General features: G+C 70.5%; 11 protein-coding genes. 9 read left to right on the top strand and 2 right to left on the bottom strand.

Annotated features, from left to right (window positions below):
• Nucleotides 1-77: 77 nt before the first annotated feature.
• Nucleotides 78-581, bottom strand: coding sequence for a hypothetical protein (locus HDA39_RS14335; RefSeq protein WP_184795710.1), 504 nt, complete (start codon nucleotides 579-581; stop codon nucleotides 78-80).
• A 220-nt stretch (nucleotides 582-801) separates the two neighbouring features.
• Between HDA39_RS14335 and HDA39_RS14330 the strand changes: the two genes are divergently transcribed.
• A complete protein-coding gene (locus HDA39_RS14330; protein ID WP_184795709.1) occupies nucleotides 802-2,157 on the top strand; it encodes an aminotransferase-like domain-containing protein in 1,356 nt (451 codons plus the stop codon).
• A gap of 79 nt (nucleotides 2,158-2,236) precedes the next feature.
• Nucleotides 2,237-3,136 carry a pyridoxal 5'-phosphate synthase lyase subunit PdxS gene (pdxS, locus tag HDA39_RS14325; RefSeq protein WP_184795708.1) on the top strand — a complete coding sequence of 300 codons (900 nt, stop codon included), beginning with the start codon at nucleotides 2,237-2,239 and terminating at the stop codon, nucleotides 3,134-3,136.
• A gap of 140 nt (nucleotides 3,137-3,276) precedes the next feature.
• Here pdxS and HDA39_RS14320 read toward each other — a convergent pair whose 3' ends face one another.
• Nucleotides 3,277-4,143, bottom strand: coding sequence for a hypothetical protein (locus HDA39_RS14320; protein ID WP_184795707.1), 867 nt, complete (start codon nucleotides 4,141-4,143; stop codon nucleotides 3,277-3,279).
• Nucleotides 4,144-4,285: 142 nt separating this feature from the next.
• Here HDA39_RS14320 and hrpB point away from each other — a divergent pair, with 142 nt between their 5' ends.
• The 7 genes from hrpB to HDA39_RS14285 are packed head-to-tail and all read left to right on the top strand — an operon-like array spanning nucleotide 4,286 to nucleotide 11,402.
• Nucleotides 4,286-6,850, top strand: a complete 2,565-nt coding sequence (gene hrpB / locus HDA39_RS14315; RefSeq protein WP_337925746.1) for an ATP-dependent helicase HrpB — start codon at nucleotides 4,286-4,288, stop codon at nucleotides 6,848-6,850.
• A gap of 43 nt (nucleotides 6,851-6,893) precedes the next feature.
• A complete protein-coding gene (locus tag HDA39_RS14310; RefSeq protein WP_184795706.1) occupies nucleotides 6,894-7,457 on the top strand; it encodes a DUF6891 domain-containing protein in 564 nt (187 codons plus the stop codon).
• A complete protein-coding gene (gene pdxT, locus HDA39_RS14305) occupies nucleotides 7,454-8,074 on the top strand; it encodes a pyridoxal 5'-phosphate synthase glutaminase subunit PdxT (protein WP_337925745.1) in 621 nt (206 codons plus the stop codon). The genes HDA39_RS14310 and pdxT overlap by 4 nt, the downstream gene beginning before the upstream one ends.
• Before the next feature lie 32 nt (nucleotides 8,075-8,106).
• Nucleotides 8,107-8,868 carry a YebC/PmpR family DNA-binding transcriptional regulator gene (locus HDA39_RS14300; RefSeq protein WP_184795705.1) on the top strand — a complete coding sequence of 254 codons (762 nt, stop codon included), beginning with the start codon at nucleotides 8,107-8,109 and terminating at the stop codon, nucleotides 8,866-8,868.
• A 52-nt stretch (nucleotides 8,869-8,920) separates the two neighbouring features.
• Complete coding sequence (locus HDA39_RS14295) at nucleotides 8,921-9,382, top strand: hotdog fold domain-containing protein (RefSeq protein WP_184795704.1); 462 nt, start codon at nucleotides 8,921-8,923, stop codon at nucleotides 9,380-9,382.
• A gap of 30 nt (nucleotides 9,383-9,412) precedes the next feature.
• On the top strand, nucleotides 9,413-10,207 hold the full coding sequence (locus HDA39_RS14290) for a CPBP family intramembrane glutamic endopeptidase (protein ID WP_184795703.1): 795 nt from the start codon (nucleotides 9,413-9,415) through the stop codon (nucleotides 10,205-10,207).
• Between the two features lie 22 nt (nucleotides 10,208-10,229).
• On the top strand, nucleotides 10,230-11,402 hold the full coding sequence (locus tag HDA39_RS14285) for a GNAT family N-acetyltransferase (protein WP_184795702.1): 1,173 nt from the start codon (nucleotides 10,230-10,232) through the stop codon (nucleotides 11,400-11,402).
• Nucleotides 11,403-11,484: the final 82 nt, after the last annotated feature.

The raw sequence follows: 11,484 nt of genomic DNA, 5'->3' as shown, positions 1-11,484 counted from the left end.
AGGGGCGCCCTGTTCCTGGCCGGTCCGCGCCGCGCACCGCTCCCTCCGGGGGGTTGGAGGTCAGGTGCTCACCGGGGTCAGAGCCGGCGGCACTGGTCCTGCTTGTTGCCGCCGACAACGTTGCCCGACCCGGTCGGCGCGGGGACGTTGGACTTGCACTGCAGGTTGCCGTTGACCCGGTTCGCGGTGAAGTTCTGGGCGCCCCGGTTGGTGAACGACTGCACGTCGCCCTTGACCTGGTTGGAGCGCAGCGCCGCCGTCCGGCCCTGCTTGAGCTGGACGCTGCCGCCGATCGTGGAGGCGTACAGGTAGACGTGGGCGTGGCCCTCGGTCTGGACGTTGCCGTTGATCCGGGCCGCCGACGTGCTCAGCTTGGCGTTCCGCTCGACCTTGACGGTGCCCTTGACCGTGGTCCGGTTCAGCGTGCAGGTGGCGCCGGTGGGGACGCGCACGTTGTCGACGGTGACGGCGCCGAGCGTGCCGCGGCAGACCCGCTCTTCGGCGTACGCCGCGGGGGCGGTCAGTACGCCGCCGGCGAGCGCCAGCGCGCCGGCTCCGGCGACGATGATGGAGCGCTTCATGGGATGTCCTCCGGGGATCGGCCGGCCCTGGCGGCCGGCTTGCTGATCACTGTCCGCCCCGGGCATGAGAGGCCGATGAAGACTCGATGAGAGACGGTTCATGCGTCTTTGTGCACCCACCAGCCACCGGGAGGGCGATTTCGTGGCTGGTGGGTGCACAAAGTTGGAGGAGGCGAGGCGGGGCGGCGTGGGATGAGGCCAGTGGTGGGAGACTGGACTCATGTGGCGGGGGAGTGATCTGGACCCGGCGGACGGGAACCGGACCGAGCAGGTCGAGGCGCTGGTGCTGCGGCGGATCGAGCGGGGCGACCTGTCGATCGGGTCGCGGCTGCCGTCGGAGCGGGTGCTGGCGGAGCGACTCGGGGTGAGCCGGGTGACGGTGGTCAGGGCGCTCGACCAGTTGCGGGCGGACGGCGTACTGGAGACCAGGCGGGGGTCCGGGACGCATGTGCGGCCGCTGGACCGGCTGCTCGATCCGATCGCTCCGGTGTCGACGGTGACGCCGGGGGACCAGCCGTTGCTGGATCTACGGTTCGCTACGACCGCGGCGCCGCACGATGTCGCCGAGGTGGCGGCGCAGATCGTGGCGGAGGGGCTGCCGCAGGCGATGGGCGGGGACGGACCGCCGTCTGGAGGGTCGCTGGAGTTGCGTACGGCGTTGGCCGCGCGGCTGACCTCCGAAGGAGTTCCGACTGAGCCGGGCCAGCTGACGCTGACCGTTGGCGCGGCGGCTGGGCTGAACGCGGCGCTGGCCGGGCTGGACCTCGGGCCGGGTGTCGCGATCACCGAGACCCCGACGTACCCGGCGGCCTTCGACCTGCTGCGCAACCACCGCCTGGACGTCGTCGGCTGGCCTGCGGGTGTCTGGGACACCGACCAGCTCGCCCACCTCTGCCGGCGCCACAAGCCCAAGGTCATCTACCTGCAGGCCGACAACCACAATCCGACCGGGCTGAGCCTTCCGGCGGACCGGCGTACGGCGGTGGTGGAGATCGCCCGGCGGTACGGCGCCGCTCTGATCAGCGACGAGACCATGCGGCCGCTCTGGCTCGCTAGCGGCAAGCAGGCCGACCCCCTGAGCCGGTACCCGCGCACTGTCAGCGTCGGGTCGCTCAGCAAGACGGTGTGGGGAGGCCTGCGCGTCGGCTGGGTCCGGACCGGTCGCCAGCTGCGCAGGAGGATCAACACCTCGGCCCAGCTGAGTGTGACGTCGCCCAGTGCGCTGGACGACCTGCTGGCGTTGGCGATCCTGGACCGGCTCGACCGGGTGATCTCCCGGCGCAAGACCCGGCTCCGGGCGAACCTGGCCGCCCTGGAGACCGGACTGAAGACAGTGCCCGGAGTGGCCTGGGCGACGCCGACCGGCGGGATGACGCTGTGGCTGGAGCTGACCGACGTACGGGCCCGTCGAGTGCTTGAGGCAGCGCGGGAGCAGGGGCTGCTGCTGGGGGCCGGGGACCTGTTCACGCCGGACGGCACCGACCGGCGGCACCTGCGGATCCCGTTCACCGCGCCGCCCGCGACGTTGCGGCTGGTCGTGGCCCGGCTGACGGCCGCGATCGATCAGTCCAGCTGATTCAAGGTGGACTGATCCTGGCCCGGTGCGTGGTCCTAGGCTGGCGGCGTACCCCAGCTCTGACCAGGAGGACCCCGAAGTGACTGAGACGACCGCACCGCAGACCGGTACCGCGAAGGTCAAGCGTGGCATGGCGGAGATGCTCAAGGGCGGCGTGATCATGGACGTCGTCACCGCCGAGCAGGCCAAGATCGCCGAGGACGCCGGCGCCGTCGCGGTGATGGCGCTCGAGCGGGTCCCGGCCGACATCCGTGCCCAGGGCGGCGTGTCCCGGATGAGCGACCCGGACATGATCGAGAGCATCGTCAGCACCGTGTCGATCCCGGTGATGGCCAAGGCCCGGATCGGTCACTTCGTCGAGGCCCAGGTGCTGCAGAGTCTCGGCGTCGACTACATCGACGAGTCCGAGGTGCTCACACCGGCCGACTACGCCAACCACATCGACAAGTGGAACTTCACCGTTCCGTTCGTCTGCGGCGCGACCAACCTGGGCGAGGCGCTGCGCCGGATCACCGAGGGCGCGGCGATGATCCGCTCCAAGGGCGAGGCCGGCACCGGCGACGTCTCCAACGCCACCACGCACATGCGCCAGATCCGCCAGGAGCTCCGCAAGCTGCAGAACCTGCCCGAGGACGAGCTGTACGTCGCGGCCAAGGAGCTGCAGGCGCCGTACGAGCTGGTGCGCGAGGTCGCGGCGGCCGGCAAGCTCCCGGTCGTGCTGTTCACCGCCGGCGGCATCGCCACCCCCGCCGACGCCGCGATGATGATGCAGCTCGGCGCCGAGGGCGTGTTCGTCGGCTCCGGCATCTTCAAGTCCGGCAACCCCGCCCAGCGCGCCGAGGCGATCGTGAAGGCCACCACCTTCTACGACGACCCCGACGTGATCGCCAAGGTCTCCCGCGGCCTGGGCGAGGCCATGGTCGGCATCAACGTCGATGAAGTGCCCGTCGCCCATCGACTCGCAGAACGTGGCTGGTAGCCGACCGGACCTCGTCCCGATTGCCTCATAACCCAGCGTAATTCGGGTGTGAGCTGTTGATCTTGCCGACATGGGCGGCTGGTCGATCAGGGCGTAGCGATTTTGGACCACGGCACGGGGAACCGACGGGGTTCAGTGGATCATCGGGCGTGCTCCATCTTGTAGTGCAGGCGCATCATCCAGGTGCGCCTGATCCGCAGCTCGTGGTCGGTGCGGAGCACCCCGTACGGGTCGCAGTACAGGCGGAAGGTCTCGTGGAGCGGGATGCGCGCCGCGAAGTCCCGTCCGCCGTCGTGCACAACGACGTACGCGCCGTCCTGCCCGAACCGCCCTGGGGGCGACTCCAGGACGAGCCCGCCCCCGTCACTGATGACCGGGCGCAGGAAGACCTGGACGTTCCCGGATTCGAGCGGGAACGCGACGTGAACGCTCGGCTGTGCCGCGCCGGGGAGACGCCGCGCGGAGTAGCAGCCGCTGAACACGTAGCGGCCCGACGGCCGGAGCGTCCGCAGCCACGCGGCGCCCACCTGCTCGCCGTCCCGGTCGCGGATCACCCGGACCCGGCTGTCCATCCCGTACGCGACATCAAGCGGGCGCATCGGGAGAGACAGCTGCTCTACCCGGCGGCCGAACAAGCGGGCGATCAGCTCACCTGCCGGCCAGAACAGCGGTGACCATCCGGTCCACACCTCCATGTGCCAGGCGGCGGTGTGCTCATAGAAGTCGCGGATCCGTGGATCCAGTCGGGAGGCGTCGAACCCGGGGCCGTCGAGGATGGTCATCGCAGGGAGCAGGCCGGGTGCTGGGCCCGCTGAAGGATCTGTGGTCGCGGCATCCTCGTCGACCGTGCCGCCGTGGTGCGTAGCCTCGGCGGAAAGCCATCCGTCCCCGACAGCGGAGGAGCGACTCATCGGGGCGCGCAGCCAGGAGTGATCCACGGCGAGGTCGACAGGCTTGCCGACCAGTCGCCAGAATTTCCGGGACCCGAGGTCCAGCAGATGGTTCACGACAACGCATTGTTGCAGGGGGCCCGCCGATGAACTCGCCTGCGGATGGGTGAGGGGCTCACGAGTTCGGCGTGAGCCGTTGGGCTGAATCCGCTCGCGGGTGCATGAGGGGTCGGCGGCAGCGGTCGGTTAGCGTCGGGGCGTGTTGTTGCCTGAAGCGTCGGTGCCGGGGGCGGATCTGCCTGTTCGGGCGGTGCTGGCTGCTGCGATCGATGCGGTGCGTTCGCGGGGGACTGCGGTGCTGGTTGCGCCGCCTGGGTCGGGGAAGACCTCGTTGTTGCCGTTGGCGCTGGGGGATGCGCTCGGGGGGACGATCGTTGTTGCCGAGCCGCGGCGGATGGCGACGCGGGCGGCGGCGGCTCGGCTGGCGATGCTGGTTGGGGAGCCGCTCGGGCAGCGGGTCGGTTATGCGATGCGTGGTGAACGCAGTGGCGGCAAGGGGCTCCGGGTCGAGGTCGTGACGACCGGGCTTCTTGTTCGGCGGTTGCAGCAGAACCCGGAGTTGCCGGGGGTGGCCGCGATCGTGATCGACGAATGTCATGAGCGGCATCTCGATGCCGATCTGCTGCTCGCGTTCTGCGTCGACATCCGGGCGAATCTGCGGGAGGACCTGGCGATCGTCGCGACCTCGGCGACGGCGGACACGGTTCGGCTGAGTCGCGCTTTGGGTGCTGAGGTGGTCACGGCTTCTGCCGCGCTGTTCGACGTGGCGATCGAGTGGGCGCCGCCGCCGGTGCCTGTGCCGTTGCTTCCGGGTGGGCGGGTCGATCCGCGGTTGCTCGATCACGTTGCGGACGTCGTACGGCGGGCTGCGGCTGAGAACGAAGGCGACGTACTCGTGTTCGTGCCGGGGGAGGGCGAGATCAACGGGGTGGCTCGGCGGTTGGGTGACTTGAACGTGCTGCCGTTGTTCGGTCGGCAGTCGAGGGCTGAGCAGGACCGTGCGTTGGCGCCGGGGGCCGCGCGACGGATCGTGGTCACTACGTCGGTGGCGGAGAGTTCGTTGACGGTGCCGGGGGTTCGGGTGGTGGTCGATTCGGGGCTGGCTCGGGAGCCGCGGACCGATCAGTCGCGGGGGCTGGGTGCGTTGGTCACGTCCAGAGTTTCGAAGTCGTCGGCCGAGCAGCGGGCGGGGCGTGCTGGGCGGGAAGCGCCTGGGCGGGTCTATCGGTGCTGGTCGGCGACCGATCACGCGCATCTCGACGACCATCCGGCGCCGGAGATCGCGATCGCGGATCTGGCCGGCTTCGCGCTTGATCTTGCGGCGTGGGGTGCGCCCGCCGGTGACGGGCTGACGTTGCTCGAGGCGCCGCCGGTGGTGGCGATGAGCGCGGCCACCGAGTTGCTGCGCCGCCTTGATGCCATTGACGGCAACGGCCGGATCACTGAGCGGGGACGGCGGATGGCGGCGATCGGGGCGCATCCCCGGTTGGCCCGCGCGTTGCTGGACGGGACGCCGCGGGTCGGCGCCGACCGGGCCCGCGAGGTGGTTGCGATGCTGTCGGACGATTCCGGGCGCGACTTCGGCGACGACCTGCCGGCTCGCTGGCGAGCCCTTCGCCGGGGTGACGACCGTGGCGCGACGGCCCGCTGGCGAGAAGAGACCAAGCGCCTCGGCCGAGGTACGACGGTGGATGGACTTGGAGCGCGGTCGGCGGTCGGGGAGGAGGTGCGGCCGAAGCGTGGGGCCGCAGCGTCGTCGGCGGTTGGTCGGGGGACACCCGCCGTACCGGATGATCTTGCGGCGGGGATCGTGGTGGGGCTGGCCTATCCGGATCGGATCGCGCGGGTCCGGGGAGCTGACTCTGCGACGTACCAGATGGCCGGCGGGACGGGCGCCGCGCTGGATCCGCAGTCGCCCTTGCGGACCACACCGTGGCTGGCGATCGCGGTGGCCGATCGGGCACCCGGTCGCGCCGACGCCAGGATCCGTTCCGCGGCGCCGATCGACGAGCAGACCGCGCGCGACGTCGCCGGCGACCTCGTCGCGACCACCGACCAGATCCGCTGGGACGACGGCCGGGTCGTGACGCGGCGCGTCGAGGCGTTCGGCGCGATCGTGCTCAACGACGTACCGCTGACCAAGCCCGACCCGCTGCTTGTCCAAGCCGCCGTCCGCGACGGGATCCGCCGCAGCGGGCTGTCCGTACTGCGCTGGTCCGAGGCCGCGCTCGCCCTGCGGGAGCGGCTCGCGTTCTGCCACGCCCACCTCGGTGCGCCGTGGCCCGCGGTCGACGACGATGCACTGCTGGCCAACCTGGACGAATGGCTGGGGCCGGAGCTCGCCTCGGTACGACGCTCGGGCGACCTCACCCGCATCGACGTGGCCACAGCGCTCCGGCGACTGCTGCCCTGGCCCGCGGCAACCCGGTTCGGCGAACTCGCACCGGAACGGCTCCGCGTCCCCTCGGGCTCCGAGGTGCGACTCGCGTACGACGGCGTCGAGCCGCCGGTCCTCGCCGTGAAGCTGCAGGAGGTCTTCGGCTGGACTGCCACGCCGGCCGTCGCGGACGGCCGGGTCCCCGTCGTTCTGCACCTGCTGTCGCCCGCCCGGCGCCCGGTCGCGATCACGAGCGACCTCGCGTCGTTCTGGAAGCAGGGTTATCCCCAGGTCCGGGCCGATCTGCGCGCCCGCTACCCGCGCCACCCGTGGCCGGAGGACCCCCTCACCGCTGTCCCGACGAAACGCGTCAAGCCGCGCCAATGAAACGCGTGAAGCCGCGCCGATGAACGGAGCTAACCTGAACACCATGGACGTACTTGCTGCGGCGGGCGAGCGGACTGCTCGCGAGCTGCGTGGTCTCGCGCGCGTACTCGTTCGATCGGGCTACGCGGACCGTGCCGCGGTGACGGCCACGTTGACCGAGGCCGTCCAGGAGGACGCGCCCGCGGCGGACGCGGCGGTCGTCGTACCGGAGCTGATCGCCGAGGCCGCGGCCGACCTGCGCGGCGATGCTGAAGGCTGGCCGGCTGAGACTGCGCCGGACCGGCTGGACGCCGTACTGGCCGAGCTTGAGTCGCTCGGGATCGTGGTTGTGCGGTACTGCGCGGATCACCACGACGCGCGCCGGGCGCTCGAGGCCGCGACGGATCCGAAGGGGCTGGTGTTCTTCACCGACACCGATGTCTGGCACGCGGTGGACTTCGGGATGCTCGAGCTGAAGGTCTGGCACCCCGACACCGCCAACGTGGCGCCCGGTGAGCCGCTGCTGGACGACGTACTGGCCCTGCTGACCGAGCGGGATTTGCCGGCGACCTTCGACGAGGGGCGTATCGAGGTCACCGTCGACTGGCAGCGGAGGGTCGCGCTGTGATCGGCGTCTTCGCGCTGCAGGGCAACGTCCGCGAGCACCTGGCGATGCTGGCTCAGGTCGGCGAGCAGGCCGTGCCCGTACGCCGGCCGTCCGAGCTCGACGCGGTCGACGCGCTCGTGCTGCCCGGTGGCGAGTCGACGACGATGGACAAGCTGGCCCGGTCGTTCGAGCTGTTCGAGCCGCTGCAGAAGCGGATCGCGGACGGCATGCCGGTGTTCGGGACGTGCGCCGGGATGATCATGCTCGCGGACCGGATCACCGGCGGGATCGAGGGGCAGGAGACGCTCGGCGGGCTCGACATCACCGTACGGCGGAACGCGTTCGGGCGGCAGGTGGACTCGTTCGAGGCCGATCTGGAGTTCGCCGCTTTCGACGCGCCGTACCACGCGGTGTTCATCCGGGCACCGTGGGTGGAGCGGGTCGGGCCCGGCGTGGAGGTACTGTCGACGGTGAGGTCCGGACCGGGGACAGGGTGGGACTGGGTGGGGCCGGAGGCAGAACGCAGTAGGATCGTCGCGGTTCGCCACGATCGGCTGCTGGCCACGTCGTTCCACCCTGAGATGACGGGGGACGCCAGGCTGCACGGGTACTTCGCCGACCTGGTGCGTGACCTCTAAGTCTGTTCGGCGGTAGAAGGGTTGGGTTCGCGATGTCAGGCCACTCCAAATGGGCCACCACCAAGCACAAGAAAGCGGTCATCGACTCGAGGCGCGCCAAGCTCTTCGCGAAGCTGATCAAGAACATCGAGGTGGCCGCCCGCACCGGCGGCGGTGACCTGGCCGGGAACCCGACCCTGTACGACGCGGTGCAGAAGGCCAAGAAGTCGTCGGTCCCGAACGACAACATCGACCGCGCGGTCAAGCGCGGCTCCGGGGCCGAGGCCGGCGGCGCGGACTGGCAGTCGATCACGTACGAGGGCTACGGCCCGAACGGCGTGGCGATGCTGATCGAGTGCCTGACCGACAACCGCAACCGCGCGGCGGCCGACGTCCGGACCGCGATGACCCGCAACGGCGGCTCGCTGGCCGACCCGAACTCGGTCGCGTACCTGTTCAACCGCAAGGGCGTCATCGTGGTGAACAAGGAGCAGGACGGCAAGTCGTACTCCGAGGACGACGTGATGGAGGCCGTGCTGGAGGCCGGCGCCGACGAGGTCAACGACCTCGGCGAGGCCTTCGAGGTGATCAGCGAGGCGACCGACCTGGTCAAGGTCCGGACCGCGCTGCAGGACGCCGGCATCGACTACGAGTCGGCCGACGCGTCGTTCGTGCCGTCGATGACGGTCGACCTGGACGCCGACGGCGCGAACAAGATCTTCCGCCTGATCGACGCGCTCGAGGACAGCGACGACGTGCAGAACGTGTACGCGAACTTCGACGTGTCGGACGACGTCATGGCCGAGGTCGGCTGACCTTCGAGGCTCGTGCTTGGAGCTTTGTTAACTCGCGGGTAACATCTGCCGCATGGCGACTCAGGTACTGGCGATGTGGGAGCGGTTGCGGACTGTCCCGGGCGGTCCGCGACTGTTCTCGTTCGCGTTCAGCCGGCGGGCGCCGTACTTCGGGTCGATCCGGCCGCGGTTCGTCCAGGTCAGCCCGAACTTCGCGGCGCTGGTGCTGCCCAAGCGCCGCGCGGTGCAGAACCACATCGGCACCGTGCACGCGATCGCCGTCTGCAACGGCCTGGAGGCCGCGATGGGCGCGCTCGCCGAGGCGACCGTCCCGGCCGGCAAGCGCTGGCTGCCGAAGGGCATGGACGTGGCGTACCTGGCCAAATCCACCTCGGACCTGACCTGCACCGCCGAGACCGACCCGGCCGCGTGGACCGTGGGTCCCGACGTACCGGTCCGCGTGAAAGCGACGCGGGACGACGGGACGGTCGTCGTCGAGGGCACGATCAACCTCTGGGTCACCGACAAGAAGTAGCTGACCTGCCCGCCTGGAACAATCCGCCCGATGAGGCGATGGGTTCTGGCCGGGGGAGTCCTCGTCTACGTGGTGGCAGTGGTGGTACTGGTTGCCACCGGCAACACCGAGGTGCGCTACACCGGCGACAGCGACGCCACCCAGCCGATGTGGCTGCGCTGGATCCCGGCGGCGGTCGGCATCCTGCTGATCCGGCTGACGCCGCCGCAGCTCGAGCGGCAGCCCGGGGGAGTGCCGGATCGTCGCCAGGCCTGGATCCTGACCGGTCTGGCGATCGCGTTCGCCGTACTGCTGAAGGTGTTCGGGCTCTTCGAGGTCTGGAAGCTGCTCCTGCTGCTCCTGGTCCCGCTGGCTGTGTTCCGCTGGCTCGGTGGCAAGCCGACTGCGCAGTGGCCGACTGCAACGCGCTGGGCTCCGGCCCTGCCGGTCGCAGCCTGGCTGCTGCTCACGTACGTCGGTCCGCTGGCGCAGGAGAGCTCCCGGCCCGACCTGGCCGCGCTGGAGCTGGTGGTGACGATGCTGGTGGTCTTCCTGATCAACAGCGTGCTGGAGGAGGTGTTCTACCGGCGCTGGCTGCAGACCCGGTGGGAGCAGCTGCTCGGGCCGTGGCCGGCCATCGTGATCGCCTCGCTGCTCTGGGCGGCTTGGCATGTCGGCATCCAGGGGTCCGGCGAGCTGGGTGTGGACCTGGCGGGAGCTGTGGTGAACCAGGGGGTGTTCGGGCTCTTCCTGGGCTACCTGTGGAGCCGGTACCGGCGGATGTGGCCGGTGATCACTGTGCACGGCGCGGTGAACGCGATGGGGATCTTGGTGTCGCTGGTCTGAGGGCTCGTCGTAGGGTCTGGACGTGACCGATGCGCTGCGACTTGTCGACATCACCGAAGACCAGCTGGACGACGTACTGCGGGTGCGGGCTCGCTCGTTCGGGCCGTTGCCCGCCTCCTCGCGGGAGGAGTGGCGCAAGGACGCGGTGGAGTTCCTGGAGGACGGCCGGTACGTCGGGGTGGTGGACGGCGACGAGGTGGTCGCCGCGGCGCGGATCTGGGACTTCCGGCAGTGGTGGGGCGGGCGTCAGGTGCCGATGGCCGGGATCGCCGGCGTGGTGGTGTCGCCGGAGTACCGGGGGCGTGGCGTCGGCAGCATGCTGATGCGTGGGGTGCTGCAGCGGAGCATCGACCGGGGCTTCCCGCTCACCGCGCTGTACCCGGCGACCACGGTGATCTACCGGAAGCTCGGCTACGAGTTCGGCGGCGGGCGGTACCGGTTCTCCTTCCAGGCGGCGGATCTGCGCGCGCTGGGTGGTCGCGGCGTCGACCTCCGCCGGGCCGGTCCTGCTGACGCCGGGCGGTTCCTGGAGCTGGTCGGTCAGGCGCACGAGGGCGGCCGGGCCAGCGGCGTACTGGGTTGGCCGGAGGCGAAGGTGGCCGAGTGGCTGGCCGACGACGAGGACACCTTCGCGTACCTCGCCGACGACGGGTTCGTCGTCTACACCTGGGACGGCAACAACCTGCGGGTCGACGAGCTCATCGCCCACTCGGAGGCGACCGCACGCGCTCTCTGGGCGACGGTGGGTTCCGGCTCGTCGACCGCCCGGACGGTGCACGCCTACATCTCGCCGAACGACCCGGTGCACCTGCTGGCCCAGCTGGAGGCGGACAAGGAGACGCACGTCCAGCACTGGATGCTGCGGCTGCTCGACGCCCCGGCAGCGATCGCCGCGCGAGGCTTCGCACCCGGTGTGGTCGCCGAGGTCGACCTGCAGCTGGACGACGCCGAGGTGCCGGCCCACTCCGGTCGCTGGCACCTGTCCGTGGCCGACGGGTCGGGCAAGCTGACGCCGTCCTCCGGCTCCGGCGACGTACTGCGGCTCGGCTCCCGTGGCCTGTCCGCCCTGTACGCCGGTACGCCGCTGGCCACGCTGCGCGGCTCGGGCCTGGCGTCAGGGGGATCGGTGGCGGCCGACGGCGTGCTCGACACGGCGTTCGGTGGCGCTCCGGCGTACATGCTCGACTTCTTCTGACCGGCGTTGTCCACAGAGGCGCGGCGCGTCGATTTCGTGCCGGTGGGACCACCTGCATAGTCTTTGTCGAACAAACGTTCGG

The organism is Kribbella italica (genome assembly GCF_014205135.1).
Taxonomy (GTDB): Bacteria; Actinomycetota; Actinomycetes; order Propionibacteriales; family Kribbellaceae; genus Kribbella; species Kribbella italica.
This window is presented reverse-complemented; position numbering and strand designations above follow the sequence as displayed.

Bases quoted from the DNA above. Each gene is read 5' to 3' on its own strand.
- HDA39_RS14335 (WP_184795710.1), bottom strand. From the start codon at position 581: ATGAAGCGCTCCATCATCGTCGCCGGAGCCGGCGCGCTGGCGCTCGCC.
- HDA39_RS14330 (WP_184795709.1), top strand. From the start codon at position 802: ATGTGGCGGGGGAGTGATCTGGACCCGGCGGACGGGAACCGGACCGAG.
- HDA39_RS14310 (WP_184795706.1), top strand. From the start codon at position 6,894: ATGGACGTACTTGCTGCGGCGGGCGAGCGGACTGCTCGCGAGCTGCGT.
- HDA39_RS14300 (WP_184795705.1), top strand. From the start codon at position 8,107: ATGTCAGGCCACTCCAAATGGGCCACCACCAAGCACAAGAAAGCGGTC.
- HDA39_RS14295 (WP_184795704.1), top strand. From the start codon at position 8,921: ATGGCGACTCAGGTACTGGCGATGTGGGAGCGGTTGCGGACTGTCCCG.
- HDA39_RS14290 (WP_184795703.1), top strand. From the start codon at position 9,413: ATGAGGCGATGGGTTCTGGCCGGGGGAGTCCTCGTCTACGTGGTGGCA.